21 protein-coding genes are annotated in these 26,469 nt (G+C 64.8%); 8 read left to right on the top strand and 13 right to left on the bottom strand.

What is annotated here, in order from left to right; all coding sequences use genetic code 11:
* Window positions 1-125: 125 nt before the first annotated feature.
* From ACTJJN_RS18810 to ACTJJN_RS18790, 5 genes are all read left to right on the top strand, one after another.
* Window positions 126-1,166, top strand: a complete 1,041-nt coding sequence (locus ACTJJN_RS18810) for a WD40/YVTN/BNR-like repeat-containing protein (protein WP_440781511.1) — start codon at window positions 126-128, stop codon at window positions 1,164-1,166.
* On the top strand, window positions 1,163-3,562 hold the full coding sequence (locus tag ACTJJN_RS18805) for an efflux RND transporter permease subunit (RefSeq protein WP_180689488.1): 2,400 nt from the start codon (window positions 1,163-1,165) through the stop codon (window positions 3,560-3,562). The genes ACTJJN_RS18810 and ACTJJN_RS18805 overlap by 4 nt, the downstream gene beginning before the upstream one ends.
* Window positions 3,563-3,713: 151 nt before the next feature.
* On the top strand, window positions 3,714-4,004 hold the full coding sequence (locus tag ACTJJN_RS18800; protein WP_003247229.1) for a DUF5629 family protein: 291 nt from the start codon (window positions 3,714-3,716) through the stop codon (window positions 4,002-4,004).
* Window positions 3,970-5,100, top strand: a complete 1,131-nt coding sequence (locus tag ACTJJN_RS18795; RefSeq protein ID WP_440781510.1) for a lactonase family protein — start codon at window positions 3,970-3,972, stop codon at window positions 5,098-5,100. The genes ACTJJN_RS18800 and ACTJJN_RS18795 overlap by 35 nt, the downstream gene beginning before the upstream one ends.
* A gap of 122 nt (window positions 5,101-5,222) precedes the next feature.
* The gene (locus tag ACTJJN_RS18790; RefSeq protein ID WP_003247232.1) at window positions 5,223-5,399 is read left to right on the top strand and encodes a hypothetical protein; all 177 of its coding nucleotides are present in this window, start codon (window positions 5,223-5,225) and stop codon (window positions 5,397-5,399) included.
* Between the two features lie 72 nt (window positions 5,400-5,471).
* Here the strand turns inward: ACTJJN_RS18790 and ACTJJN_RS18785 are convergent, their stop codons facing one another.
* The 3 genes from ACTJJN_RS18785 to ACTJJN_RS18775 are packed head-to-tail and all read right to left on the bottom strand — an operon-like array spanning window position 5,472 to window position 10,941.
* Entirely contained in the window at window positions 5,472-6,065 is a 594-nt protein-coding gene (locus ACTJJN_RS18785; RefSeq protein ID WP_003247233.1) for a glutathione S-transferase, read from the bottom strand.
* Entirely contained in the window at window positions 6,062-9,706 is a 3,645-nt protein-coding gene (locus ACTJJN_RS18780) for an AAA family ATPase (RefSeq protein WP_440781509.1), read from the bottom strand. Before ACTJJN_RS18780 ends, ACTJJN_RS18785 begins: the two co-directional genes overlap by 4 nt.
* Window positions 9,703-10,941 (bottom strand): exonuclease SbcCD subunit D C-terminal domain-containing protein, encoded by a 1,239-nt coding sequence (locus tag ACTJJN_RS18775; RefSeq protein ID WP_003247235.1) that lies wholly within the window; start codon window positions 10,939-10,941, stop codon window positions 9,703-9,705. The genes ACTJJN_RS18780 and ACTJJN_RS18775 overlap by 4 nt, the downstream gene beginning before the upstream one ends.
* A 489-nt stretch (window positions 10,942-11,430) precedes the next feature.
* On the opposite strand from ACTJJN_RS18775, the gene ACTJJN_RS18770 reads away from it, so the two are divergent.
* Window positions 11,431-11,862: a DUF2628 domain-containing protein gene (locus ACTJJN_RS18770; RefSeq protein ID WP_003247236.1), complete on the top strand. Its 432-nt coding sequence runs from the start codon at window positions 11,431-11,433 to the stop codon at window positions 11,860-11,862.
* Between the two features lie 72 nt (window positions 11,863-11,934).
* On the opposite strand, the gene ACTJJN_RS18765 is transcribed toward ACTJJN_RS18770, so the two are convergent.
* From ACTJJN_RS18765 to ACTJJN_RS18740, 6 genes are read right to left on the bottom strand one after another with little or no spacing between them, the layout of a single operon-like run.
* Complete coding sequence (locus ACTJJN_RS18765; RefSeq protein WP_014754011.1) at window positions 11,935-13,566, bottom strand: BatD family protein; 1,632 nt, start codon at window positions 13,564-13,566, stop codon at window positions 11,935-11,937.
* Window positions 13,563-15,281: a tetratricopeptide repeat protein gene (locus ACTJJN_RS18760; protein WP_003247238.1), complete on the bottom strand. Its 1,719-nt coding sequence runs from the start codon at window positions 15,279-15,281 to the stop codon at window positions 13,563-13,565. Before ACTJJN_RS18760 ends, ACTJJN_RS18765 begins: the two co-directional genes overlap by 4 nt.
* Entirely contained in the window at window positions 15,278-16,354 is a 1,077-nt protein-coding gene (locus ACTJJN_RS18755) for a vWA domain-containing protein (RefSeq protein WP_012053232.1), read from the bottom strand. The genes ACTJJN_RS18760 and ACTJJN_RS18755 overlap by 4 nt, the downstream gene beginning before the upstream one ends.
* Window positions 16,347-16,841 (bottom strand): DUF4381 domain-containing protein, encoded by a 495-nt coding sequence (locus ACTJJN_RS18750; protein WP_003247240.1) that lies wholly within the window; start codon window positions 16,839-16,841, stop codon window positions 16,347-16,349. The genes ACTJJN_RS18755 and ACTJJN_RS18750 overlap by 8 nt, the downstream gene beginning before the upstream one ends.
* Window positions 16,838-17,782, bottom strand: a complete 945-nt coding sequence (locus ACTJJN_RS18745) for a DUF58 domain-containing protein (protein WP_004577431.1) — start codon at window positions 17,780-17,782, stop codon at window positions 16,838-16,840. Before ACTJJN_RS18745 ends, ACTJJN_RS18750 begins: the two co-directional genes overlap by 4 nt.
* A 4-nt stretch (window positions 17,783-17,786) precedes the next feature.
* Entirely contained in the window at window positions 17,787-18,746 is a 960-nt protein-coding gene (locus tag ACTJJN_RS18740) for an AAA family ATPase (RefSeq protein WP_003247242.1), read from the bottom strand.
* 227 nt (window positions 18,747-18,973) lie between these two features.
* Between ACTJJN_RS18740 and ACTJJN_RS18735 the strand changes: the two genes are divergently transcribed.
* A complete protein-coding gene (locus ACTJJN_RS18735) occupies window positions 18,974-20,284 on the top strand; it encodes a phospholipase effector Tle1 domain-containing protein (RefSeq protein WP_440781508.1) in 1,311 nt (436 codons plus the stop codon).
* 35 nt (window positions 20,285-20,319) lie between these two features.
* Here the strand turns inward: ACTJJN_RS18735 and ACTJJN_RS18730 are convergent, their stop codons facing one another.
* The 4 genes from ACTJJN_RS18730 to ACTJJN_RS18715 form a co-directional block, all read right to left on the bottom strand.
* A complete protein-coding gene (locus tag ACTJJN_RS18730) occupies window positions 20,320-21,537 on the bottom strand; it encodes an MFS transporter (protein WP_440781507.1) in 1,218 nt (405 codons plus the stop codon).
* Between the two features lie 59 nt (window positions 21,538-21,596).
* Window positions 21,597-22,811 (bottom strand): benzoate/H(+) symporter BenE family transporter, encoded by a 1,215-nt coding sequence (locus ACTJJN_RS18725; RefSeq protein ID WP_012053227.1) that lies wholly within the window; start codon window positions 22,809-22,811, stop codon window positions 21,597-21,599.
* A 148-nt stretch (window positions 22,812-22,959) separates the two neighbouring features.
* Window positions 22,960-23,847, bottom strand: a complete 888-nt coding sequence (locus ACTJJN_RS18720) for a dihydrodipicolinate synthase family protein (RefSeq protein WP_440781506.1) — start codon at window positions 23,845-23,847, stop codon at window positions 22,960-22,962.
* A 44-nt stretch (window positions 23,848-23,891) separates the two neighbouring features.
* The gene (locus ACTJJN_RS18715; protein ID WP_004577435.1) at window positions 23,892-24,674 is read right to left on the bottom strand and encodes an aldolase; all 783 of its coding nucleotides are present in this window, start codon (window positions 24,672-24,674) and stop codon (window positions 23,892-23,894) included.
* 244 nt (window positions 24,675-24,918) lie between these two features.
* Here ACTJJN_RS18715 and ACTJJN_RS18710 point away from each other — a divergent pair, with 244 nt between their 5' ends.
* Window positions 24,919-26,466 (top strand): AMP-binding protein, encoded by a 1,548-nt coding sequence (locus ACTJJN_RS18710; protein WP_012053225.1) that lies wholly within the window; start codon window positions 24,919-24,921, stop codon window positions 26,464-26,466.
* Window positions 26,467-26,469 lie beyond the last annotated feature (3 nt).

Below are 26,469 nucleotides of genomic sequence, written 5' to 3'. Positions count from 1 at the left end.
CCCGTTGTCTTCCCGCAAACATCCCCGCTACGATCCCCTCAAGCGATTGCAGGCCTCTAGATCAGGCTTTTTGCAAAGCCTGCAATGCATTGACCCACCAAAAAGAACACAACAAGGGGGCAGTCATGAGGGAACAGTTACGTACGCCAGCCAGGCGTGGTGCCTGGCCATGGGCAGCCAGCGCGATGCTGGCATTGGCATTGGGGGTGTGGGCAGACAGCGCCCAGGCCGCGGCCGCCGACGAATACTCCACCGAATCGGCCAAGGCCAGCCAAAGCCTGTTGATCGACGCCACCCATGCCGGCAAGCGCCTGGTGGTGGTGGGTGATCGCGGCCACATTCTGTTCTCCGACGACCAAGGCAGTACCTGGACCCAGGCCCGGGTACCCACCCGGCAATTGCTCACTGCCGTGTTTTTCCTCGACGACAAGCGTGGCTGGGCCGTCGGCCATGACGCGCAGATCCTCGCCAGCAGCGACGGCGGCGCCACCTGGAGCAAGCAGTTCGAAGACCTCGCCCGTGAAGCGCCCTTGCTCGATGTCTCCTTCCTTGACGCTCAGCACGGCTTTGCCGTGGGGGCCTATGGTGCCTTGCTGGAAACCACCGATGGTGGGCAGCACTGGCAGGATGTGGCCGAGCGGCTGGACAACCCGGACCAGGTGCACCTGAACGGTATCGCCCACGTGCGCGATGCCGGCCTGTTCATCGTGGGTGAGCAGGGCGGCATGTTCCGCTCCACCGACAACGGCCAGACCTGGGCCAAGGTCCAGGGCCCCTACGAGGGCTCATTGTTCGGCGTGATCGGCACCGCCAGGCCGCAGACCCTGCTGGCCTACGGCCTTCGCGGCAACCTGTTCCGCTCCAGCGACTTCGGTGACAGCTGGCAGCCGATCGAACTCAAGGCCGCGCGCGGTACCCTGGAGTTCGGCCTGGCAGGCGCTACGCTTGTCGATGATGGCAGCCTGGTGCTGGTCGGCAATGGTGGCAGCGTGCTGCGCAGCACGGACGACGGCCAGACCTTCAGCGTGTACAACCGTGCCGACCGCCTGGCCCTGGCCGGCGTCAGTGGCCTGGCCAACGGCGGCCTGCTGCTGGTGGGGCAGGGGGGTGTGCACCTGGCCAGCGCCGAAGGGGCTGATCAGGCGGCCCGGGAGGTGCGCCCATGACCAGCAGGGAGAGCATTGCCATGCACCCGCATCACCAGGATAAAGCCACGCTGCTCGAACGCCTGATCTTCAACAACCGCCCAGTGGTCATCGCCCTGTGCGTGCTGGTCAGCATTTTCCTGTTCTGGCAGGCCACGCAGATTCGCCCCTCCACCAGCTTCGAGAAGATGATCCCGCTGCAGCATCCGTTCATCGAGCAGATGATGGAGCACCGCAACGACCTGGCCAACCTCGGCAACACCGTGCGCATCTCGGTGGAGGCGGTGAACGGTGACATCTTCGACAAGGACTACATGGAGACCCTGCGTCAGATCCATGACGAAGTGTTCTACATCCCGGGTGTCGATCGGGCCGGGCTGAAGTCACTGTGGAGCCCCAGCGTGCGCTGGAGCGAGGTCACCGAAGAGGGGTTTTCCGGTGGCGAGGTCATCCCTAACACCTACAACGGGTCGCAGGACAGCCTCGATACCCTGCGCGACAACGTGCTCAAGTCAGGCCAGGTGGGGCGTCTGGTAGGCAACAACTTCAAGTCCAGCATCGTCGACGTGCCGCTGCTGGAGAGCTACCCCGACCCGCAGGACCCGGGCAAACAGGTGAAGCTGGACTACCAGCAGTTCTCTCACCTGCTGGAAGAGAAGATCCGTGACAAGTTCCAGGCGCAGAACCCCAATGTAAAAATCCACATTGTCGGCTTTGCCAAGAAGGTCGGTGACCTGATCGATGGCCTGGTGATGGTGGCGATGTTCTTCGGCGTCGCCCTGGTGATCACCTGGGTGTTGTTGTACTGGTTCACCTGGTGCATCCGCAGCACTGTCGCCGTGCTCATTACCACGCTGGTGGCGGTGGTCTGGCAACTGGGGCTGATGCATGCGGTGGGCTTTGGCCTGGACCCGTACTCGATGCTGGTGCCGTTCCTGATCTTCGCCATCGGCATTTCCCACGGGGTGCAGAAGATCAACGGCATCGCCCTGCAGTCGAGTGACGCCGACAACGCCCTTACCGCTGCCCGGCGCACATTCCGTCAGTTGTTCCTGCCGGGAATGATCGCCATCCTTGCCGACGCGGTGGGCTTCATTACCCTGCTGATCATCGACATCGGGGTGATTCGCGAACTGGCCATTGGCGCTTCCATCGGCGTGGCAGTGATCGTGTTCACCAACCTGATCCTGCTGCCGGTGGCCATCTCCTACGTTGGCATCAGCAAGAAGGCCATCGAGCGCAGCAAGAAAGACGCGACCCGCGAGCACCCGTTCTGGCGCCTGTTGTCGAATTTCGCCAGTGCCAAGGTGGCGCCGGTGTCGGTGGTGCTGGCGCTGCTCGCCTTCGGCGGTGGCCTGTGGTACAGCCAGAACCTGAAGATCGGCGACCTCGACCAGGGCGCACCGGAGCTGCGCCCCGACTCGCGCTACAACCAGGACAACAACTTCATCATCAGCAACTACTCGACCAGTTCCGATGTGCTGGTGATCATGGTCAAGACACCGTCGGAGAAGTGCTCGGTCCATTCGACCATGGCGCCGATCGACGAGCTGATGTGGACCATGGAAAACACCCCTGGCGTGCAGTCGGCGATTTCCTTGGTCACCGTTTCCAAACAGGTTATCAAGGGCATGAACGAGGGCAGCCTGAAATGGGAAACCCTGTCGCGTAACCCGGACATCCTCAACAACTCCATCGCCCGGGCTGACGGCCTTTACAACGGCGACTGCTCATTGGCACCCGTGCTGGTGTTCCTCAATGACCACAAGGCTGAAACGCTGGAGCGCGTCACCGCCGTGGCCAAGGCGTTTGCCGACAGCCATGACAAGGAAGGCCTGCAGTTCCTGCTGGCGGCGGGCAACGCCGGTATCGAGGCAGCGACCAACGAAGTGATCAAGTCGGCCGAGCTGACCATCCTGATCCTGGTGTACATCTGCGTGGCAGTGATGTGCCTGATCACCTTCCGCTCGTTCGCCGCCACGCTGTGCATCGTGCTGCCCCTGGTGCTGACCTCGGTGCTGGGCAACGCGCTGATGGCCTACATGGGCATCGGGGTGAAGGTGGCGACCTTGCCGGTGGTGGCGTTGGGGGTGGGCATTGGCGTGGACTATGGCATCTATATCTACAGCCGCCTGGAAAGCTTCCTGCGTGCGGGGCTGCCGTTGCAGGAGGCCTATTACCAGACCCTGCGCTCGACGGGTAAAGCCGTGTTGTTCACTGGCTTGTGCCTGGCCATCGGCGTGTGCACCTGGATCTTCTCGGCAATCAAGTTCCAGGCTGATATGGGGCTGATGCTGACCTTCATGCTGCTGTGGAACATGTTTGGCGCACTGTGGCTGCTGCCGGCGCTGGCACGGTTCCTGATCAAGCCGGAGAAGATGGTGGGCAAGGAGGGGGGCTCGATTTTCGCCCATTGAATCGCAAGGGGGCCGCATTGCGGCCCAATCGCGACACAAGGCCGCTCCTCCACTAGGTTCGCGTTCCCGTGTGGAGGCAGCCTTGTGTCGCGATTGGGCTGCAAAGCAGCACCAGGGTTATAATGCCGCCACATCTTCCACAGGTACCCCCATGTCCCCCCTCGCCACCGCCCTGCAGTCCTGCGACATGCTCCTGATTGACGGCCTGCATGCCTTCGATTTCACCGCCGACGCATCCGGTCTCACCGTCGAATGCATGGACGGCCGCCAGCTTCGCCGCTGGTCCTTCACCCCCGAACAAGTCGCCGCCGCTATCGCCTCCGGCGATGAATGGCAACTCAACGATGCCAACGGCGAGCATCGGCTAGTCTGTATGAGTGCCTTTCGTGCCCCGGATGATGACCAAGATGAACCGGACCTGGACGAGCCTGCTGACCGCTAGCCTGATGAGCCTGACAATCTCTGCCCACGCCGCCACCTTGCTGGTGGGCAGCTACACCGATGGCGCCAGCCAGGGTATCTACCGCTACCATTTCGACGACAAGGCCGGCCAAATCGGCCCCACGCCCCTGCAGGTGGTGAAAAGCGTCAGCCCTTCGTGGCTGGTGCTGTCGGCCGACCAGCGTCAGCTGTTCGCGGTGAATGAGACCCCGCAAGGCCATGCCAGCAGTTTCAGCATCAGCAGCAACGGCGAAATCAAGCCGCTCAACCAAGTGGTCACCCTGGGCGACGAGCCCACCCACGCCAGCCTCAGCCGTGACCAGCGCTACCTGTTTGTGGCCAACTACGCGGTCAACCCCGACCCCGGTGGCAGCCTGGTGGTGATCCCGGTGGCCAAGGACGGCACGCTCAAGCCCGTGGTGCAACAGGCCCGGCATAAGGCGAGCGGGGTCAACCCTGAGCGCCAGGCCGGTGCCCACGTGCATTCGCTGGTGCTGTCGCCGGATGGCCAGCACCTGTATGCCAGCGACCTGGGTGCCGACAAGGTGTTCATCTACCGCTACGACGGTGCCAGTGCGGACCACCCGCTGACAGCGGCGATACCTGCGTCCGTGGCCTTGCCGCCGGGCAGCGGCCCGCGTCACTTGCTGTTCGACGCCAAGGGCCGGCACGCCTACCTCACCCTGGAAATGAACGCCGAGGTGGTGATGTTCGATGTGCAGGACGGCAACCTGGTTGAACGCCAGCGCTTACCCCTGACCGAGCGCCAGGAGGCCGCAGCGAAGGCGGCAGGTGGCTTGCACCTGTCGGCGGACGGGCGCTTCCTGTACGTGAGCAACCGTGGCACGGCCAATGAAATTGTGGCGTTCAGCGTGGGCAAGCAGGACGGCCAGTTGACGTTCCTGCAGCGTCGCCCGGTGGAAGGCGATCACCCTCGGGAGTTTGCCCTGGACCCGAGTGACAACTTCCTGCTGGTGGCCAACCAGAAGAGCAACCAGATCGTGGTGATACGTCGCGATCCGCGCAGTGGCAAGCTGCTGGAGACGGTGCAGACGCTGAAGCAGGATGCGCCCTCGGACCTCAAGTTCATCGAGTGATATCGATCAGCGTGATAATCGGTACTGCCGCAATGAATTTTTGCGTGCGGCCTCGGCGGCGTAAGTTTGACCCAAGGCCCAAAAGGGCCACCGTCAAACCACCGCCGTCGAGGTCAGCCCAGATGAACTTCAATCTCTTCCCGGTTATTGCCGCATCCGCCATTTCCGCATCGGTCGTACTGCCAGCGCATGCCCATGCCGACAGCAGCAAGGCTTCTGCCACCCACAGCTACACCGAGCAGTACCTGCGCCAGAGCGCCAATTTCCATGCGGCCCTGAGTGGCAAGCACCACCACTGAGCCTTGTGCGGTGTCCTGTAGGAGCGGCCTGCGTCGTGACACAAGGCCGCTCCTACAAGGTATCGCGTGAATTCATTTGGCCATCACTGACCTGAACAGTTCCGAAGCCAGCCACCCCTCCAGCCAGCTCCGCACACGCGGATAAGCCGCCTCGGCGAACCACTGCGGTTCGACCCCGGCAAACTGGCGCATCAGGGGCAGCAACGCGGCATCGGCCATGCTCGGGTGGTCGGCCAGCAGGTAAGCCCGCCCCACCAGCAAGCCTTCGAGCTCCGCCAGCCAGGCCTCGGCCTGCTGGCGGTAATGCTCGCGGGAATGCTCCGGGTAACGTTCGGCATACTTGTACAGGTTCACGTGCGCCTTGAACGTGGTGTCATTGCGCGCAATCAGCGTTTCAGCCTGCTGCGCAGCCGCAGGGTTGGCCTGTAGCCGCCAATCCTGCGGGTCGTTTTGCGTCAGCGCCCAGCGCATGATGTCCAGGCTCTCTTCCAGTACCTCGGCACCGGTATCCAGCACCGGTACCGTGCCCTTGGGCGACAAGGCCAGCAGCTCTGCCGGCTTGTTCTTCATCGCCACCTCGCAAATTTCCACCTCGCAGCCGGCATAGCGCAGGGCCAGGCGCGCACGCATGGCCCATGGGCAGCGGCGGAACGAGTAGAGGATCACCCGCACACCTCCACGTCACTGAGGCCATTACCCTGGCGCCGCACCTGGATCTGCACCGGGATGCGCTCGTGCATTTCCTGTACGTGGGAAATCACCGCCACTTTGCGGCCCTGGGCTTGCAAGCCGTCGAGGGCGTCCATTGCCAGTTGCAGCGACTCGGGGTCGAGGCTGCCGAAGCCTTCGTCGATGAACAGCGACTCGATACGCAAGGTGCTGGACGCCATCGACGCCAGGCCCAGCGCCAGGGCCAGCGACACCAGGAAGGTTTCCCCGCCCGACAACGAGTGCACCGAACGCAGTTCGTCGCCCATCTCGGTGTCCAGCACCAGCAGGCCAAGGGCGCTGCCGCCGCGCTTGAGGCGGTAGCGACGGGCCAGCTGACGTAGCTGGGCGTTGGCGTGGTGCAGCAGCAGATCAAGGTTGTAGCCTTGGGCGATCTTGCGGAACACATCACCGGAGGCCGAACCGATCAGGGCATTGAGGCGGGCCCAGCGTTGCCACTGCTGGTGGGCCTGTTCGATTTCTGCCGCCAGCGCCTGGTGGGCCTGCTGGCGGCGCTGATCGTCGGCCTGTTGTGCACGCAATTCGGCGCACTGCTGCTCATGGTTGACCAGCCGCCCGCGCAGCTCGGTCAGGGCGTGTTCCAAGGCTTCGGCCGAGGTGTCCACGGTCATTTGTGCGGCGTGTTGTTGCAGGCGCTGCTCACGTTCCTGCAGCAGCACGCGGCCCTGCTCGATGGCTTTTTCCGCGCCTTGCAAACGCTGGCGCAATTCATTGACTTGCGCGTCATCCATGGCCAGCAGGCGATCGAGGCCGGCATCGTCCAGTTCCGGATGCTCGCTGCGCCACTGGGCGATCTGGGCCTGCAACTGTTGGCATTCGGCATCCAGTGCCTGTTGTTGCTGGGTATTGGCCTTGAGCTCGCTGGCCAGTTGCACGCCTTGGGTGCGCAGATCTTGCAGGCGCTGGGCGGTGTCGGCATCGAGGGCGCGGGCTTGTTCCAGCGTGGCTTCCATATGCTGCTGCCAGGCTTCGGCACTGGCATGTTCGCCTAGCAGCTCGCCGAGCGACGTCTGGGCCTGCTGGCGCTGTTCGTCGAGGGCCGCGAGCGTGTGTTGCAACTGTTGCAGGCCTTGCACGCGCGCCTGTTGCTGATCGCGCAGTTTGTCCAGCTGGGCTTGCCGGGCTTGCTGTTCTTCCTGTTCGTCCTTGCGCTGTTCCAGTTGCTGCAGGCGCTGGGCAATCTGCTGGTCGAGGGCGAGGAAGGCATTGGACGGGTCGTCGTTGAGGGCCTTGAGCGCTTCCTCTGGCAGTACGCCGGCCAGGTCGTTCAGGCCTTGCTGCAACAGCTGTTCGTCGTTGGCCAGGGCCTGGTGCTGTTGCTCCAGATGGCGCTGGGCCTGTTGCTGGGCGTCGTGGGCCGCCTGCAATTGCTGGTTCAGGCGGGCGGCGTCTTTTTGCAGGGCCAGCAGGGCGCTCTGGCGTTTCTCGTCCTGGCTGATTTCTTCATCCAGGCGACGCAGCTGGCTGTCGAGCCAGGTGCTACGGGCCTTGTCGTCCTGCGGGGCGAGGGCTGGCCATAGGCTGTGTGCCTGTACCTGAGCCACCAGCGGTTGCAACTGTTCGCCCAGTTGCTGCTGTTGCTGCTGGAAGTCCTTGAGCTGGGCATTGACCACACCCAGCTGGGTACGCAGCTCCACCAGCGTGTTGTTGAGCGTTTCGACCTGCTTCTGCGCGGCGTGCTCTTCGGCCTGGTCATGGCGACCCAAGCTCTGCAGCAGCGCTTCAGGCTGATGGAAGGGGTGTTCGGCGCTGCCACAGACCGGGCAGGGTTCGCCGTCACGCAGTTGGTCACGCAGTTCTTCGACGCTGGTGTTGCGTGCCAGGCGTTGCCGTTCCAGCAGTTGACGGGTGAGGATCAACGCCTGCTCGGCGGCCTCCAGCTCGGCCTTGGCGGCGGTGCCTTCGGTAATCAGTTGCTGGCGTTGCAGCATGGCCTGCTGCTGCCGTTCGCGCAGGGCATCCAGCTGCTGGCGCAGCTCCTGTTCCCGGCCGTGCAGGCGTGACATTTCTTCTACGGCGCGCTGCTGTTTGCGGTTGTCCTGCAGCATGCCGCCGAGCAGGTCGATCTGTTCGGCCAGGGCCTGGGGTTCGGCCTTGGCTTCACGGAACAACAGGTCGTAGGCGTCGCGCTCGGCCTGCAGGTGCGCATTGGCCTGGCTGGCCTGGGCCTGCAAGCCGGGTAGCTCTTCTCGGCCCTTGGTCAGGCGGCCACCGATCAGCATCACCTGTTTCAGTTGCGGCAGGTAGGCGTGCCAGGCATTGGCCAGGCCCGCCAAGTGCTGGCTGTCGGCAAGCGCGGTGTCGATCTGCGCCAGTTGCTGCACGCTGCGCTGCTGGTTGTCTTCCAGCTGCTGCAGTTGCTGCTGGCCGTCAGCGACCTGTTGTTGCGCCTGTTGGCTGATGCTGCGCTGGGCGGCCAGCTCCTGGTCCAGGCGTGCCAGACTGTCCTGGGCGGCAAAGGCCTGGCGCAGGCGCGGCGCGTTCTCGCTGTGCTGGGCCTGGCGGTCGGCAAGCGCTTGGCGCGCAGTGTCCAGCGCCTGTTCGAGCTCGCGGGTGCGCACCTGCAGTTCGGCTTGCTGCTGCTGCTGTTCGGCCATTTTCGCGGCCACTGGCGCCAGCTGTGCGCTCAGGGCCTGTCGGCGGTGGAACTGGTGACGCTGTGGGGCCAGGCGCTCCAGGCGTGCCAGGTCCAGGCGTGGTTCGGCCAGCTGTTGCCAGTCCAGTTCGGCGGCCTGCAGCGTGGTGCTGGCTTCGGTGTGTTGGGCCTGTAGCTGGCATTGTTCATTCAGCCAGTTGCGTTGCTGCTCCAGCTGGCGCTCGCCGGCCTGGTCGGCCTTGAACTGCTGCTGCGCCTGCTCCAGGCGCTTGTCGAGCTCGGCACGGGCCTCGGCAGCCATCGGCAGCAGGTGGCTGGCGCGCTCTTTCAGGGCGTTGTGCGCCTCGCCGGCTTCGCGCGCCTTGCTGAAGGCACGCTGGCCCAGGCGGGTGTAGATCTCGGTGTTGGTGAGCTTTTCCAGCAACTCGCTGCGGTCTTTGTCGTCGGCCTTGAGGAACGCGCCGAACTCGCTCTGGGCCAGCATCACCGCACGGGTGAACTGTTCGAAGTTCAGGCCCAGACGGGCTTCGACCAGTTGCTTGTATTCGTTCTTGCCACTGCCGAGCACTTGCTCGCTGTCGAGGTCGTAGAAGCTTTGACGGCTGTGCTGCAGTTTGCCGTTGGCCTTGTCGCGGGCGCGGTTGGCTTCCCAGCGGGCGCGGTAGCGGCGGCCGTCGATGCCGACGAAATCGACCTCGGCAAACCCGCTGCCGGTGCCACGGCGCAGCAAGTTGCGCGGGTCGGAGGTGGGGATGTCGCCGTCGGCGTCCGGCACCTTGGCCTCACGGCCAATGGCATTGAGGCGCGGCACGGTGCCGAACAGCGCCAGGCACAGGGCGTCAAGCAAGGTGCTCTTGCCAGCACCGGTAGGCCCGGTGATAGCGAACAGGCCAGCGCTGGCCAACGGTTCTGCGGTGAAATCGATGTCGATCGGGCCGGCCAGCGATGCCAGGTTCTTCAGGCGGATGGCGAGAATCTTCATGGCTGTTCCTCTTCCTGCTGCACGTCCTGCAACAGCAGGGCGAAGTCGGCCAGCGCCTGCTCGTCGGCGGGGTTGCCGTAGGCTTGCTCCCAGGCGCGGCTGAACAGGTCTTGCGGGGTCATCTGGGCCAGTTCGACAAAGGCCAGGTCATCGTCCTCGGCGTTGTTGCGGCCGGCGTACTCGGCGCTGATGCGGATCAGCCGTACCGCCTTGCCTTCAAGCGCGGTTTCGATCTGCTGGCGCAGGTCGGGTTGCGGCTCGTCGAGCATCACCCGCACCTCCAGCCAGGGCTGGCGGTTGGGGTCTTCAAGCAGGTCGACCACGGGCAGGTCAGCCAGTTGCTGCAACAGCTCGCCCAGCGGTGCCGGGCCCACCCGTTGCAGGGCCACGGCGCGTGGTACGGGGCGTGGCTCGACGCTGACCAGGCCGTTGCCGTCCAGCTCCACTTCCAGGACCTGGTGCGGGTAGTTGATTTCGGCGAACGACAGCGGGATTGGCGAGCCGCTGTAGCGGATACGTTCTTCGCGGTTGACCTTCTGCGGTTTGTGCAGATGGCCCAGGGCGACGTAGCTGATAGCCTTGTCGAACAGCTTGGCCGGCAGCGCCTCGGCGTTGCCGATGATCAGGCTGCGTTCGGAGTCTTCCGACACCGCGCCACCGGCCATGTGCGCGTGGCTGATGGCGATCAGCGCCTGGTCTTTCTTGCGTTTCTTCAGGGCGGCGGCGATCAGTTGCTGGTGCACCTGGGTGATGCCTTGCAGGTAATCGTCACCCAGCTGCGGGCCGGTGACTTCGGCCGGCCGCAGGAAGGGCAGGGCCAGGCACCAGGCAGCGACCTTGCCCCGGCCGTTGGTCAGAGGGATCAGCAGGCGCTCGGCATCCAGCTGGCCCTCGTCCAGCCAGTGCACACGGCCCAACGCATGGGTGCGCAGGCGGCGCATGAGTGCGGCGGGCAGCTCGATGCGCGAACCGGAGTCGTGGTTGCCGGCGATCATCACAATGTCCAGCTTGGGCTGTTGCTCATGGGCCTGGACGATGAAGTCGTAGAGGCGTTCCTGGGCTTTGACGGGTGGGTTGACGGTGTCGAAGATGTCGCCCGCAATCAGCAGCGCATCCGGCTGGCGCAGGCGCAGCTGGCCGAGCAGCCAGTCGAGGAAGCAGGCGTGTTCGAAGTCGCGTTCCTGGCCGTGCAGGCTTTGGCCCAGGTGCCAGTCGGAGGTATGAAACAGACGCATGGATGACCTGTTGGTGTCGAGTCGAGCAAGCGAGGGCTTGGCTTGGGTGATGGGTGTTGCGCAAGGGCGGTATGTTAACCCAAGCACGGGGGCGCTGTGCGGCCCGAAAGTTCAGCGCTTGATCTCATCGGCGTACGGTGCTGGTTGTCCTGCAGGCAAGCCCGCGCATCAAACCCCTTGTTCATGGATGGCATTGGCTTATCGCGGTAGCGTCCTGCGACTCCAGGCGTTGACGCGGGTTGCCACGTTGGTTCCATGAAAAGCTGACATTGATAGCAGGGTGTCGCTCATCTCGGTTTGCCCCACAAGACGTGTCGCGGCAAAGCAGCGAGCACACGCTCGGCCACTTCCGCCTTGAACGTTCTGTGAGCTGGCTCTCGCTTTGTACCAGGGATCAAGCTTGCCCTCAAAAGTAGGCTGATCTACCCTCCGAAACGGCCATGATCACGGCTATTCGAAACCCACGGACGACAATCACAGGAGTCACCAATGGAAGGCATCCCTCAGACCCAATCTTCCCCGGATAACCTCAAGCCAAAATGGCGGGAGCGTTTCGCCTTCTTCGATCAGTACGGCGCCCCCACCTCCGAGTCATACAAAGCCGCATTCCGCGCCTTGCCATTCGGGAAGAAGTTGCTGATCAACAACAATTTCATAGCCTTTTTCTTCGGCCCGATCTATTGGTTCGTGCTGGGGCTGTGGAAGAAGAACCTGGTCATGCTGGCCATCATCATCGGCATCGGGCTGCTGCTGAGCGTCTATGAGGTGGCGACGGGCAGCGAAATCCCGCGTCCTCTGGATAACGGTATCAGCATGGGATTTGCGTTTCTGTACAGCTTCCTGACCAACCGGGCCTATTACCTGAAGCAGGCCAAAGGGCAGCAGAGCTGGAACCCGTTCGAGGGGCAGCGGTTCATCTGACTCGGCTGGTACGTTCGGCAAGTATTGTCAGGGGCGGCCATGAGCTGAAAATTCGCAAGCAGCCACTGCGCATCACTTGGGATAGAGCGGCGGCAAGCTGCCGTTCTCGCCCGCCGGCAGCAACACCTGCTCAGCTGGCGGAATGGTACCAATCGCCCGCCACAAATCCTCCCCCTGCCAATACTGCCCGCTCTCGCTGTACAACGCCCCGTTCAAACCATCCAGCGCATCCGACAACGGCACGAAGCGCGCCGCCATCTCGGCCAGGGTTTCGGGTTGCTGCCGGGCCCAGGCATCCAGTGCCTGGCGCGTAGCCTGGGGGTCGTTGGCCTGGCATGCGCGCTTGATGTCGTCCAGCAAGGTGCGTGGGCTTGGCCCGTTCTGTGCCGTGCGCAGCACCGCTGGCCGCGAACGGGCGCGCCACCACAGGGCAAAGCCAAGCACAGTGGTCAGGGCGAACACCAGTGTGGACAGCTGCCAGGGCCACAGCAGGGTGCTGGCGCTGCTGTTGTCGCCCACCGGGGTGTCGGCGCTCAGTGCCGGGTTGTCCAGCACGTTCAGCGTGCGCGCCGGCAGGCTGCTGTGCTCCAGGTGGTCTTCGCGGGTGTTCCACCAGGCCACTTCCAGCGCCGGCAAGGCCAGCGTGCCGCTGTGAGTCGGCACCAGGGCCTCGCGCTCTTCGCGGTTGGCGGTCATGCCCCGTTCGCTGATTTCGTTGCGCAGCATCGGCTGGTCAGGGTAGCGGCGCAGGCCGATGATTTCTGTGGCCGGCAGCGGCGGCAGTTGGGTGCTGGACAAGCCTTCGGCACGCAAGGTGATGTTGCGCGTCAGCGAGTCGCCAATCTGTACCTGCTGGCTGCTGGGGTCGGGGCTCCAGTGCTCTTCCAGGGTCAGGCTGCTGGCGGGCAACCACGGCAAGCCAGCCGGCCAGGCTGCCGGAATCGGCCGTACCGTGAGGCGCAAGGGCAGCGAGCTGACTTGCACCTGGTGGCCGGCGCGGGCCGTGCCATTGGCCTGTGCTGCTTCGTCGCTGCTGGCGGCTGCCGTGGCGGTGAACGTCAGTGGCGGGATGTCGAGGGTGCCGCTTTGCTGGGCATACACCGCATAGCGGGTTTCGATCACGCCATGACGCACACCATTGATTTCCTTTTCATACGTGCGCGACTCGCCCAGCGGCTCGACCTTGGCGTTCTCCAGTTGCAGTGGGCTGAGGCTGCTGTCGTCGTACAGCGCTACCGAGTGGTAGATGCGTAGGGTCAGCACGGCTTGGGCCTGGACATAGACGTCATGGCTGTCGAGGGTCGCTTCGATGAAGACCTGAGCGTTGTCCTGGCGGCTGGCATCGGCCTGCAGCACTTGCAATTCGATGGCCTGGCTGTGTGACTGGCCCAGCCGCAGCTCGGGGATGCGCAGGCTACCGCTGCGCCGTGGCAGCAGGGTGATGATCCAGCGGGTGCTGGCGCGGGTTTCGCCGTCCAGGGTGTGCAGGCTATTCAACTGGCGCGTACCGCGGACTTCGAAGTCACCTTCCAGGGCGCGCAGGTCGGGCTTGCCGAACTGGGTGACGTCCTGGCTTTCCAGGGTCAGTTCCAGGCTTTCGCCCGCTTCCAGGCGGGTGCGGTCGACGCTGGCCTGCAGCAGCGGCTCGGCCTGGGCCAGCACGGCCCAGAGCAGGGTGAGGAGAAAGACGCCGAAGCGACTCATCGTGATTTTTCCTGATGCAATTGCTGTTCATACCAGAATTTGCGTCGCAGCAGCTCTGCCGGGTTGTCGGGGATTTCCCGCAGCCATTGCTCCAGGGCTTGGCGCTGTTCGCCGTCGAGGCTGGTCGACACCGGGCGCTGTGGTGGCTGGATGACACTGTCGTCGCCCCCGGCCTGGTTGCCGGGTGCGGCCTGGCTGTTGCTGCTGCTTTCGCCGGGTTGTTCGGGGCTGGCCTGTTGGTCGTCGCCGGGTGTGCCTTGGGCCGGGCTGCTGGCCGAGCTGCTGTTGCCTTCGGTTTCGCTGCCGGGCGTGTCTTGGGCATCGCTGCCGGGCGGTTGTTCCTCGGCCTTGGCTTCACGTTGCTGCAGCAGTTGCTGCACCAGCGCCTGGTTGTCCAGCGCGGCCTGCAGGTCGGGCTGGCGCTCCAGGGCTTGCTCGTAGGCATCCAGGGCGGCGTCCAGCTCGCCACTATGGGCCAGGGCATTGCCTCGATTGTAGTGGGCTGCTGCAGTGTCGCCTTGGGAAAATGCCTCGGCGGCCCCGGCATAGTCGCCGGCCTGGTACAGGGCCATGCCGCGCCATTGCGGGTTCTGGAAGTGACGTGCAGCGCTGGCCGGGCGGTTTTGCTCCAGCAGCTTCTGGCCTTGCTGGTCGGGGCGCAGCCACAGGTCGTTGAACTCGAAAGCCTGGCTAGGCTGCGGCAAGGCCAGCAGCAGCGGCAGGCAGAACAGCCAGCCGCGCCGGCCAGCGCAGGCGGCCAGCAGCAACAACGGAATCAGCAGCCAGTAACCTTGGTCGGCCCAGCTGTCCAGTTGCAGGGTCTGGCCGTCATTGCGCCCGCTCCGCGGGTTGTCGAACAGGCCCAGGCCACGCAGGTCGAGGTCGTCAATGCGGGCGTGCCGGTAGCGCCCGCCCGTGCCGCTGATAAAACCCTTCAGGCTGGCACTGTCCAGGCGAGGCAAGAGGATGCCGCCCTGGTCGTCTTTAAGGTATTCGCCATTGGCCTGGCGCACCGGGGCGCCTTCGCGGCTGCCGATGCCCAGCATCAGCAGGCTTGGGCCCTGGCGGCCGAGGGCCTGGGTGATGCCCTGGCGCTCGGCGGCGCTGAGTGCCGAGCCTACCAGCAGCAGGCGGCCTTGGCCGAGGCCGCTCTGGGCCAGCAGCGCCAGGCCTTTTTGCACGGCCAGGTCGGCACGCTGGCCGGGTTTTGGCATGATCGACGGGTCGATGGCCTCGAGCAAGTTGCGGGTGGTGGCCAGGTCGTCAGACAGCGGCACCAGGGTGTGCGCGGAGCCGGCATACACCACCAGCGCCGTCTGGCTGTCGCGGCGGTGTTCAAGCAGGTCGAGGATCTTGCGCCGGGCCTGTTCCAGGCGGTTGGGCGGGCTGTCCTCGGCGAGCATTTGCGGGGTCAGTTCGAGCAGGATCACCAGGGGGTCGGCCGGGCGCTGACGGCTTTCTTCCAGCCGCTGCCAGCTGGGCCCGAGCAGCGCCAGGATCACCAGTAACCAGGCGAGGCCCAGCGCCACCCACGGCAGTTTGCTGGTGCTGCCGCTGCCGCCACCCAGCAGTACACCATGGAAGGCGGGCGGCAGAATCATCTGCCAGCGCCCGGCACGCTTGCGCCGGTGCCACAGCTTGTACAGCAGCCAGCCGAGCACGGGAACCGCCAGCAGCCAGAGCGGGCGCAGCCATTGGGGCCACAAGTCGATCATCGCCGCCTCCTTAAACGCAGGCGCTTCAAGCGCTGGCGCCATTCCGGGTGCGGCTGCAGGAAGCGCGGCTTGCGCAGCAGGCGCTGCAACAGGTTGTCAGGCCACTGCACGGCTACCACCAGCAGCACGCTGAGCAGCAGCGCCAGCGCCAGGGGCCAGGCGTACAGGGCCTGGGCTGTGCGTGCCTGGGTCGGTTGCTGGGCCACGGGCTCCAGTTGGTCGAGGGTATCGCCGATAGCGTCCAGTTCGGCGCCGTCATGGGCGCGGAAGTAGGCGCCGTGGGTGATGTCGGCAATTTCCTTGAGCGCGGCTTCGTCCAGGTCCAGGCTCGGGTTGAGGCCGAGCAGGCCTGGTGTGCCACTGGCTTCGGGGTTGGCGCCGATACCGATGGTGTAGATGCGCACGCCTTCCTGGGCCGCCAGGCGGGCGGCTGTCAGCGGGTGAATCTGCCCGCCGTTGTTGGCACCGTCCGTGATCAGCACCAGCACCCGGCTTTGTGCCGGGCGTTCGCGCAGCCGTTTGACCGCCAGGCCAATGGCGTCGCCGATGGCGGTGTTCTTGCCGGCGATGCCGATCTGCGCCTCGATGAGGAAGGTGCGCACGGTGCGCCGGTCAAAGGTGAGCGGCGCCTGCAGGTAGGCCTGGCTGCCGAACAGGATCAGGCCCACACGGTCGCCTTCACGGTCTTGCAGGAAGTCGCCCATCAGCGCCTTGACCAGGTCGAGGCGGCTGATGTCCTCGTTCTTCCACTGCATGTCGGGGAAGTCCATCGACCCGGACACGTCCACCGCCACCAGCAGGTCGCGGCCGCTGGCGGCGATCGGCACCGGTTCGCCCAGCCATTGCGGGCGAGCGGCGGCGCACAGCAGCAACAGCCAGATGACGACGAACGGTGCCTGCTGGCGCCAGGTGGGCAGGTTGAGCCGTGCGCGGCGCCCGGCCAGGCCTTCCAGCTCGCTGAGGAAGCCCACCTTGAGCACCGGTTCACCGCTGTCGGCGGCGGGCAGCAGCAGGCGCGCCAGCCATGGCAACGGCAACAGGGCAAAGACCCACGGCCAGGCCAGTTCAAACATGCTTGCGGATCCAGGTTTCGACGGCTTGGCTGAGCCCGGCGATGGCCTTGTCATCGAGCTTGCACTCGGGTTTATAGGCGCCTTCTACCAGTACCATCCAGCGGGTCAGGCCGGCGGCCGGGCAGCGGTTATCCAGAAAGGCCAGCCACTGGCGGCCGTTGAGGGTGTGGCTGTTGGCGCCTGGGTAGTGGTTGCGGCACAGGCGTTTGAGCAGGGCGTTGATCTGTTGCAGCCAGGCGCCGGCCGGGGCGCCGTCATACGGGCGTGGCAGGCGGGCCAGCTCGGCCAAGGCCTCCAGGCGTACCGGGTCCAGGGGTTGTTCGGCGCGCACGATGCGGCGTTTGCCCGGGCGCCAGCGGCGCAGCCGCCACAGGCCCCAGCCCAGGAGTGGCAGGACGGCCAGCAGCAGCCACCAGCCTGGTGCGGGTGGCCACAGGCTGACCGGTGCCGGGGCAATCAGTGGGTGCAACTGGTCGAGCGGGTTCATGACGCGCTCCGGGGCCGCTGGGCGTTCAGGTACTCGCGCAGTTGCTCGATCATTTCGCTTTGCGTGCTCAGTGGCATCAGGACCACCCTCAGCTTTTGCGCCATCAGCTCCCAGCGCTCGATGCGGGCCTCGGCCTGCTGGCGGTAGGCCTGGCGCAGGTTGGCGTCGAGGGTGTCGAGCTCCAGCTGGGCGCTGCGCTGGGCGAAGCGCAGCAGGCCGGCGGCGGGCAACGCGTGGTCGAGTGGGTCGGATACCGGCAGCAACAGCAGGTCGCAATGCCTTGAGAGCATGGCCAGGTGCTGTTCTACCTGGGCGCTGAGCGAGCGCTCATCGCAGATCACGATGGCCAGGCTGCCGGGGCGCAGCACTTCGCGGGCGCGGCGCAGGGCCAGGCCGAGGCTGTCGGCCCCGGGTATGGCTTCGGTGTGCAGTGACTGGTTGACCTTTGCCAAGCGGTTGAGCAGTTGCAGCAGGCTCTGTTTGCTGCGTCGGGGCTTGATCTCGTGGTGTTCGTTGTCGCCGAACACCAGGCCGCCGATGCGGTCGTTGTGGCCCAGCGCTGCCCAGCCGAACAGCGCCGCAGCCTGGGCCGCCAGCACGGACTTGAACATCAGCCCTGAGCCGAAGAAAAGCCGTTGGCTTTGTTCGACGAGGATGAAGATCGGCCGCTCGCGTTCTTCGTGGAACAGCTTGGTGTGCGGCTCCTGGGTACGCGCAGTGACACGCCAGTCGATGTTGCGCACATCATCGCCGGCCTGGTAAACGCGCACCTGGTCGAAGTCCACGCCGCGCCCGCGCAGCCTGGAATGGTGCAGGCCGACCAGCGGGCTGCGCTGGCCGGGCTTGGAAAACAGCTGGATTTCGCGCACGCGGTGGCGCATGTCGATCAGCTCGGCAAGGCCAATGCGGATGCCGTGTTCGGCCAGCTGCGCAGTGGGCATGGGGTCAGGCAACGGCGACGACGTCGAGGATGCGCTGGACCACGCGGTCCTGGTCGATCCCTGCCGCCTCGGCCTCGAACGAGAGGATGATGCGGTGGCGCAGGACGTCGAACAGCACGGCCTGGATGTCTTCGGGGCTGACGAAGTCGCGCCCGGCCAGCCAGGCATGGGCACGCGCGCAGCGGTCCAGCGAGATGGAGCCGCGCGGGCTGGCGCCGTAGGCGATCCAGTCGGCCAGCTCGGTGTCGAACTTGGCCGGGGTACGGGTGGCCATGACCAGCTGCACCAGGTATTCCTCCACTGCGTCGGCCATGTACAGGCCAAGGATTTCCTTGCGCGCGGCGAAGATGGCCTGCTGGCTGACCCGGCGCTCAGGCTTGGTCTCGCCGCCGAGGGCTTCACCCCGGGCCTGCGCCAGGATACGCCGCTCTACGGCGGCGTCGGGGAAGCCGATTTTTACATGCATCAAGAAGCGGTCGAGCTGGGCTTCGGGCAGCGGGTAGGTGCCTTCCTGCTCGATCGGGTTCTGTGTGGCCATGACCAGAAACAGCGGCGACAGGTCATAGGTGCTGCGGCCCACGCTGACCTGGCGCTCGGCCATGGCTTCGAGCAGCGCCGACTGCACCTTGGCCGGTGCGCGGTTGATTTCGTCGGCCAGCACCAGGTTATGGAAGATAGGCCCCTGCTGGAACACGAAGCTGCCGGTTTCCGGGCGGTAAATCTCCGTGCCGGTGATGTCGGCCGGGAGCAGGTCGGGGGTGAACTGGATGCGATGGAACTGCGCTTCGATGCCTTCTGCGAGTTCTTTGATGGCTTTGGTCTTGGCCAGGCCCGGTGCCCCTTCGACCAGCATGTGGCCGTCGGCCAGCAGCACGATCAACAGCCGTTCGACCAGTTTCTCCTGGCCTAGGATCTGGGTAGAAAGAAAAGTGCGCAGCGCGATCAGCGCTTCACGGTGTTCCATCGGCGACGGTTCCTGGTAGGGGCCTGAGGCGGCGTGAGGCAGCAGCCTTGGCAAGGGGGGATACTTTAATCTATCCGGGGGGGCGACCACCAATGGCGGCGGGTAAATTTATCGTTGCAGCCGGGCATGCGGGCAAAGAAATGTCCCACGTATGGCTGGCCATTGCCTGATGTTCCGTGACGGCGTGCTGGCGCCTGCTTGTGCTTTTCGGACAAGCAGGAGGCACGATGATGAAAATGACCAGCGCCAGCACGCCAAACCTTACGCCGATCACCTTGCGTTTTGGCGTGTTCTTCGATGGCACCGGTAACAACCAGCACAATGCCATGACGATGGGTGAGCAGGGCGACAAGGGCGGCAGCTATGGCAACGCCTTGAGCAATGTGGCCCTGTTGCATGCGTTGTATCCGACTGATGCGGCCCATGCCGACGGGCCGCAGGCGTTCTTGAAGCACTATGTGGAAGGCGTGGGCACGCTGGCGGGTGAAGCTGACCATGTCTACGCCTCGGCCACCGGGCATGGGCGCACGGGGGCCGAGGCGCGGGTTGCCGAGGCGTTGCAGGCGATGGCCGAGCAACTGCAGGCGTGGCGCCGGGCGCATCCGCAGGCAACGCTGGAAGGGGTCGAGTTCGATCTTTTCGGTTTCAGCCGGGGTGCGGCGGCGGTGCGGCATCTGGCCAACCTGCTGCACGAGGACGCGGGCGGGCTGTTATCGGTGGCGTGCGAAACCTCGATCAACTTTATCGGCCTGTTCGACACCGTGGCGGCGATCATCGCGCCCTTACAGGGTGACTTCGACCCTGCAGACGGCCGCCACGGTGGCCTGCGCCTGGGCCTGGGTGCGGGTATTGCCCGGCACGTGGTGCAACTGGTGGCCGAGGACGAGCGGCGGCATAACTTCCCGCTGGTACGCAGTGGCCACGATATCGTGCTGCCGGGTGTGCACTCGAACATTGGAGGTGGTTACCCGGAAACCACCCTGGAGCAGGTGCTGCTGTGTAAACCTCAGTCCCAGCGGGTGCCCGCAGGCATGCGTGTCGAGCAGTGCCGCGTCCATGCCAAGGTGAGCGCCTTGCTGGCTTCGGCGTTTGCCGATATGGGCGAACCCAGGCCGCGCGTGATGACCTGGGAGGAGCCGATTGCCGGTGGGCATCGGGACGAGGCGCAAAAGCAGGTCTATGTGGCGGTGTACCGGGAGCGGCAAGTGGCGGGGCACTTGTCCCGGGTGTACTTGAGCGTGATGCGGGCGTTGGCGGTGCGCGCGGGTGTGCCGTTTGCGCCGTTGGGCGCGCAGGCAGAGCATTGGCTGCCGGATGAGTTGTCGGGCATCAGCCGAAAACTGCATGCCTTTGCCTTGGGGGAAACTGGCCAGGCGGGGTTGAGCGAGGAAGAACAGCGGCTGTTGCGCGACAGATACATGCATGCGTCAGCGAACTGGAATGCACTGAAGGGTTTGCGCAACAGTGTTCTGGATGTGCTGTTCGTCAATCGGCCGGGGGCAGGCGGGCGAGTGATGCATGCCAACCCGGCGCAATGAATGACTGACCCTGGCCTGGCAATGCTGCACCGGGCCTACAGGGCGCGCGCCAGCTGTTCAGTCGCGCGCCTTCTGGCTGAATACGTCTCCTGTGCCAGGGTCAGCAGCACCGTCAGCAACATGAACACCACCGATGCGATGAAGATCCCGTTGGGCAGGCGCTGATCGAGCATCCAGCCGAACGCTACCGGCCCGATGGCGCCACCGATGTTGAACCCGGTCGACACCAGGCCGAAGGTTTTGCCCTCGGCCCCGGGTGGCGCCGCTGCCTTGACCAGCATGTCCCTTGATGGGGCGATGACCCCCGTGAGCAAGCCAATGGCGCCCAGTACGACCACCAATGCCCAGCCCTGCAGCAGCCCCAGTGCCACCAGAGCGGTCAGCGCAGCCGCCAGCGCGAAGGCCAGCGCCGCCACCAGGCCATGGCGCCGGGTACGGTCGGCCAAAGCGCCTCCGCACAGCACGCCGGCTGCGCTGCTCAGCAGGAAAGCGGTGAGCGCGGCGTTGGCCCAGGCCAGTGTCAGGCCTTGGCCCTGGACCAGGGCGGCTACGGAGAACTTCTCGATGGCACTGGTGCTCAGGTTGAGCAGGATGAACAGCACCGTCAGCACGCCGATCATGGGGGTGAACAAACGTACGCGGCCTGTTGCTGCGGCCGGGCCTGTGTCTTGTTTGTTGGCAGGCCTGGCGACCCGGTAAACGCCACTGCCTGGTATCGATATCAGCAGTAGCGCGGCTACCCCGAATACCGCGCCCGCCGCCAGGGCTGCCCGCGTGCCGAGCGCCGCGGCGATGCCGAGAAATACGGCTGGGGTAACGGCTGAACCGAGGAAACCGGCAAAGGTATGAATAGAGAACGACCGCCCCAGGCGTGCGGGCTCGATGCCGTTGGCCAGCAGCGCATAGTCGGCCGGGTGGTACACACCATTGGCCAGGCCAGCCATGGCCATCGCCACCAGCAATACCGCATACCCGGGGCTGGCCGCCAGTAGCGCGAAACTGAGGCTGCCCAGCAACAGCCCCGCCTTGAGCACTTTACGTGCGCCATAGTGATCGACGGCATAACCCAGCGGGGCCTGTACCAGCGCGGAGACGATGTTGAACACCGCCAGGGCTACGCCCAGCTCTACGAAGCCTACGCCCAGCAGGCCGGGCAGCACGGGCAGTAGCGCCGGGATCAGCATGATGTGCACATGGCTGACGAAGTGCACGGCAGCAATTTGGGTCAGCAGCTTGGGGCCAGCGTGGGGCATGTCGATACCTGTTGAACAGCGTGCGCCCCTGGCGCACGGCAAGGTGGTGGAAAGCTCGTTTAGCGGGAGGCGCCGCGCAAACCGGGCAAGCGACCGTTCAGCACAACATGGGCCAGCAGACCAATGACCAGGCCCCAGAAAGCCCCGCCAATGCCCAACAGGCTGATGTTGGCCGCCGCCGCCAGGAAGGTGATCAGTGCTGATTCGCGTGAACGGGCATCGGCCAGGGCGCTGGCCAGGCTGGCACCGATGGTGCCCAGCAGGGCAAGGCCCGCCAGGGTGGTGATAAAGGTGCCCGGCAGGGCCATGAAGACACTCGCCAGCGTGACCCCGAACACCCCGACGAGGATGTAGCAGACACCGGCAGCGATGCCCGCCACCCAGCGCTTGTCCGGGTTTTCATGGGCTTCCTTGCCGGTGCAGATGGCCGCGGTGATGGCAGCGATGTTGAACGCGTGTGAACCGAAGGGCGCCATCAGCAACGAGCCGATGCCGGTGACGGCGACAATCGGGTTGGCGCTGGTCTTGAAACCATCGTTGCGCAGCACCAGCATGCCGGGCATGTACTGGCCGGTGAGGGTGATCAGGAACAAGGGCAGGGCCACGCTGAGGGCCGCGTTGAGGGAGAAGGTGGGCGCGGTGAAAACCGGTGAGGCGAATTCCAGCCGCAACGTCGTCAGGCCCACTTGCCCCTGCAGCAACAGGTAGCCCAGGCCCAGCAGCAATATGGCGACCACGGCGTAACGGGCGGTGAAGCGTTTGAAGGCCACATAGGCTGCAATCAGCAGCCCGGCGAGGGTGGGGTCGACCGACAGGCTGGCAAAGGCACCGATGCCAAACTGCAGCAGGATGCCGGCCAGCAGGCCGGCGGCAATGCCGCCGGGCACGACGCGCACCAGGCGCTCGAAGCACCCGCTCAGCCCCAGCACCACGAAGCCGGCGGCCGACAGCAGGTAGGCACCTATGGCCTCGCTGTAGGGCACGCTGGCCAGGGCGGTGACCAGGAACGCGGCGGCTGGCGTGGACCAGGCTGTGATGACCGGCTCGCGGCTGTACCAGGACAATGCCAGGCCGCTGAGGCCGACGCCGATCGACACCGCCCAGACCCACGATGACGTCAGCTCCGGGCTCAGCCCGGCCACTTTGGCCGCCTGGAACACCAGGATGAACGTGCCGCCGTAGTTGACGATCACCGAAACGAGTCCGGCAATCACCGGGTGAAGGATGTCTGTCAGCCTGAGCGGCGTTGCAGAGCTTTGAGCAGGCGCGTCCATGGTTGCCTCGGGTAATGGTCAGATGAGGAGCGGTTTTGTGCGGCGAAGGGGTAATCCGACTGCAGCGTCATTGGCCCTTTCGCAGCCCAAGGCTGTTCCTGAAAAAAAGGCTGCCCGACAGCGACAGGCTGCCGGGCAGGTTTGTGCATCAGTTGGTCAGCGCCACCAGCAGGTTTTTCAGGTGGTTGCTGCCTTGCGCATCCAGCGGCTGCAGGGGCAGGCGTGGGGCGCCGACCTCCTGGCCGAGCATTTTCAGGCCGGCCTTGATGGTGGTCGGCAGGCCACGGCGGGTGATGTACTCCAGCAGCTCGTACTGGCGGTAGAACAACGCACGGGCTTCGGCCAGATCGCCTTGTTGTGCGGCGTCCCACAGTGCCAGGTTGAGTGCAGGGATCAGGTTGGGCGCGGCGGTACACCAGCCCGTGGCGCCGGCCACCAAGGCTTCCAGGGTCAGCGGGTTGCAACCGTTGTAGAACGCCACCTGACCATCTGTAGCCGTGAACAGGCGGTGCATGCGCTGGATGTCACCGGTGCTTTCCTTGACCATGGTCACAGTGGGCACTTCGCCGAGGATACGCAGGATCAGCTCCACCGACAGGTCGGTGCCGCTGGTGCCCGGGTTGTTGTAGAGCATGATCGGAATGTCGATGGCGGCGCCGACCGCCTTGTAGTGGGCGATCACTTCGGCTTCGGTGAGCTTCCAGTAAGAGATGGGCAGCACCATCACCGCCGTAGCACCGCAGGCCTGTGCCAGGCGGGCACGCTGCACGGTGCGGGCGGTGGTCAGGTCGGAGACGCTGACCACGCTGGGTACGCGCCCGGCAATGCGTACCTGGCTGAAGCGCACCACGGTTTCCCATTCGCTGTCGGACAGGTAAGCCCCTTCGCCGGTGCTGCCCAGCGGCGCGATGGCGTGCACGCCGTCTGCAATCAGGCTATCGATGGACGTGCCCAAGGCATCCAGGTCGAGTGTGCCGTCTGCCGTGAAGGGAGTGATGGTGTAGCCGATAACGCCGCGAATTACAGGTGTAGACATGACCAGGCACCTTTGCCGTTGTTGAGGGAAGAGTACAGCTTCGATCAGCCCAGGCAGTCGCCATGGGCACGCAAGGCACGGCGCGCGTAGTAGCTGAAGGCAGCACCGTGACGTTTGGGGGTGGAAATCCAGTCGTGGGCCTCTTTGCCCAGTGCTTCGGGGATGGGGCGGATGTCACCGGCGCCCATGGCCAGCAGTTGCATCTTTGCTGCCCGCTCGAACAGCAGGGCGAGCACGCAGGCTTCCTCGATCGAACGCCCAGCGATCAGCAGGCCATGATGGGAAAGCAGGATTGCGCGCTTGTCGCCAATCGCGTTCGCGATGATTTCGCCTTCTTCGTTGCCCACCGGCACACCGGGCCATTCCTTGAGGAATGCACAGTCGTCGAACAGTGGGCACAGGTCCATGTGCGAGATGGCCAGCGGAACTTCCAGCATCGACAAGGCGGCGCTGTGCAGCGGGTGGGTGTGGATGATGCAGTTGACGTCGGGGCGGGCGCGGTACAGCCAGCTGTGGAAGCGGTTGGCCGGGTTGGCCATGCCACGGCCTTGCAGCACCGTCAGGTCTTCGTCCACCACCAGCAGGTTGGAGGCAGCGATTTCGTCGAAGCCAAGCCCCAGTTGTTGGGTGTAGTAGGTGCCAGGTTCCTGCGCACGCGCAGTGATCTGCCCGGCCAGGCCAGAGTCGTGGCCGCCGTCGAACAGGATGCGGCAGGTGAGGGCGAGCTTTTGTCGTACGGTGTAGGTGTTGTCGGTCAGCGCCGTCAGCATCTGTTGCTGGGCGAGTTTGACAAGCTGGTCCTTGGGGGTGTGCATGGTGGTCGTCATGGGCGGTACCTGCAGGGGTGGAGACTAGGGATGGCTGATCGGCGCGGAGGCGACGCCAGGACACGGCGTTGATCATAATGACACAAGGTGTCATATGCAAGCGATGTGTCATCCTTGCCTCAGGGCCTCAACACATCAGTGCCAGCGCAATCTGTTATGGCGTGCATACGCAACTGGTATTACTTGCCCCGGCTTCACGCTGTTTAGCATCGAGCGGGTCTTAACCGTCGACGAGAACAACAACGTGAACCTTGGAACCCTATCCAGTCGAAGTGCCAGATACTGGCCTGAACGTCTGGCGGTAATCGACCGCCACACCCGGCTGACCTTCGCTCAGCTCGAACAGCGGGCCAACCAGCTGGCCTCGGCCTTGCTGGCACAGGGCATCGCCACGGGCGAGCATGTCGCCATCCTGGCGCCAAACCGCGCCGAACTGGTGGAAGCAGAGGTGGCTTTCTACAAGGCCGGCCTGGTCAAGGTACCGGTCAATGCGCGTCTGGCACCGGATGAAGTCATTCAGGTGCTCAACGACGCCTGCAGTGTCGCGCTGATCGCCGATGCGCAACTCGCCCAGGCGTTGCTGGACCGCAGGCAGGAGGTACCTTCATTACGCTTGATCGTGACCTTGGGTGAGCGGGGCGGTGACATCACCTATGCCGCGCTGCTGGCACAAGGCAGTAGCCAGCCAATCAGCTGCGACCTGCCTGACGACGCCCTTGCCGTTTTGCATTACACCTCTGGCAGCTCTGGTGTGCTCAAGGCTGCGATGCTCAGCGTGGGCAACCGCAAGGCGCTAATCCGCAAGAGCCTCGCCAGCCCGACCCGTCGCGCCGCCCCGGGCGACGTCATGGCTCACGTCGGCCCTATCACCCATGCCAGCGGCATGCAGCTGATGCCGCTGCTGGCGGTCGGTGCCTGCAACCTGCTGCTGGAGCGCTACGATGACCAGCTGTTGCTCGAGACCATTCAGCGCGAAGGCGTGACCCGCTTGTTCCTGGTGCCTGCCATGATCAATCGCCTGGTCAACTTCCCTGATGTCGAGCGCTACGACCTGAGCAGCTTGCGCCTGGTCATGTACGGTGCCGCGCCGATGGCACCAGCGCTGGTGAAACGGGCCATCGAGGTATTCGGGCCGATCCTGGCCCAGGGTTACGGTGCTGGCGAGACCTGCTCGCTGGTAACCGTCCTGACCGAACAGGACCATCTGTGCGAGGGCGGCGACTACCGGCGCCTGGCCTCGTGCGGACGTTGCTACTTCGAAACCGACCTGCGCGTGGTGAACGACCACTTCCAGGACGTCCAGCCGGGAGAGGTGGGCGAAATCGTAGTCAAGGGCCCGGACATCATGCAGGGCTACTGGCGCGCCCCCCACCTCACCGCCGAGGTGATGCGCGACGGCTACTACCTGACTGGCGACCTGGCCACGGTGGATGAGCAGGGGTATGTGTTCATCGTCGACCGCAAGAAAGAAATGATCATTTCCGGTGGCTTCAACATTTACCCCAGCGAGGTCGAGCAGGTGCTCTACAGCATGCCGCAGGTGTTCGAGGCGGCGGTGGTGGGGGTGCCTGACGAGCAGTGGGGCGAAGCGGTGCGGGCGGTGATCGTGCTCAAGCCGGGCATGGCGCTGCAGGAGCAGGACGTCATCGAACATTGCGCCCAGGCCCTGGCCGGTTTCAAGAAACCACGTGCCGTGGACTTCGTCAGCGAGCTGCCGAAAAACCCCAACGGCAAGGTGGTGCGCCGGTTGATCCGTGACGCCTACTGGCAAAACAGCGAACGCCGTATCTGACAC

This window comes from Pseudomonas sp. 22515 (genome assembly GCF_052044625.1).
GTDB classification, from domain to species: domain Bacteria; phylum Pseudomonadota; class Gammaproteobacteria; order Pseudomonadales; family Pseudomonadaceae; genus Aquipseudomonas; species Aquipseudomonas alloputida.
This window is presented reverse-complemented; position numbering and strand designations above follow the sequence as displayed.

Coding starts and splice junctions, on each gene's coding strand:
- ACTJJN_RS18795 (WP_440781510.1), top strand. CDS start 3,970: ATGAACCGGACCTGGACGAGCCTGCTGACCGCTAGCCTGATGAGCCTG.
- ACTJJN_RS18735 (WP_440781508.1), top strand. CDS start 18,974: ATGATGAAAATGACCAGCGCCAGCACGCCAAACCTTACGCCGATCACC.
- ACTJJN_RS18750 (WP_003247240.1), bottom strand. CDS start 16,841: ATGAACCCGCTCGACCAGTTGCACCCACTGATTGCCCCGGCACCGGTC.
- ACTJJN_RS18805 (WP_180689488.1), top strand. CDS start 1,163: ATGACCAGCAGGGAGAGCATTGCCATGCACCCGCATCACCAGGATAAA.
- ACTJJN_RS18765 (WP_014754011.1), bottom strand. CDS start 13,566: ATGAGTCGCTTCGGCGTCTTTCTCCTCACCCTGCTCTGGGCCGTGCTG.
- ACTJJN_RS18800 (WP_003247229.1), top strand. CDS start 3,714: ATGTCCCCCCTCGCCACCGCCCTGCAGTCCTGCGACATGCTCCTGATT.
- ACTJJN_RS18730 (WP_440781507.1), bottom strand. CDS start 21,537: ATGCCCCACGCTGGCCCCAAGCTGCTGACCCAAATTGCTGCCGTGCAC.
- ACTJJN_RS18715 (WP_004577435.1), bottom strand. CDS start 24,674: ATGACGACCACCATGCACACCCCCAAGGACCAGCTTGTCAAACTCGCC.
- ACTJJN_RS18790 (WP_003247232.1), top strand. CDS start 5,223: ATGAACTTCAATCTCTTCCCGGTTATTGCCGCATCCGCCATTTCCGCA.
- ACTJJN_RS18770 (WP_003247236.1), top strand. CDS start 11,431: ATGGAAGGCATCCCTCAGACCCAATCTTCCCCGGATAACCTCAAGCCA.
- ACTJJN_RS18760 (WP_003247238.1), bottom strand. CDS start 15,281: ATGATCGACTTGTGGCCCCAATGGCTGCGCCCGCTCTGGCTGCTGGCG.
- ACTJJN_RS18745 (WP_004577431.1), bottom strand. CDS start 17,782: ATGCCCACTGCGCAGCTGGCCGAACACGGCATCCGCATTGGCCTTGCC.
- ACTJJN_RS18740 (WP_003247242.1), bottom strand. CDS start 18,746: ATGGAACACCGTGAAGCGCTGATCGCGCTGCGCACTTTTCTTTCTACC.
- ACTJJN_RS18725 (WP_012053227.1), bottom strand. CDS start 22,811: ATGGACGCGCCTGCTCAAAGCTCTGCAACGCCGCTCAGGCTGACAGAC.
- ACTJJN_RS18780 (WP_440781509.1), bottom strand. CDS start 9,706: ATGAAGATTCTCGCCATCCGCCTGAAGAACCTGGCATCGCTGGCCGGC.
- ACTJJN_RS18810 (WP_440781511.1), top strand. CDS start 126: ATGAGGGAACAGTTACGTACGCCAGCCAGGCGTGGTGCCTGGCCATGG.
- ACTJJN_RS18720 (WP_440781506.1), bottom strand. CDS start 23,847: ATGTCTACACCTGTAATTCGCGGCGTTATCGGCTACACCATCACTCCC.
- ACTJJN_RS18775 (WP_003247235.1), bottom strand. CDS start 10,941: ATGCGTCTGTTTCATACCTCCGACTGGCACCTGGGCCAAAGCCTGCAC.
- ACTJJN_RS18755 (WP_012053232.1), bottom strand. CDS start 16,354: ATGTTTGAACTGGCCTGGCCGTGGGTCTTTGCCCTGTTGCCGTTGCCA.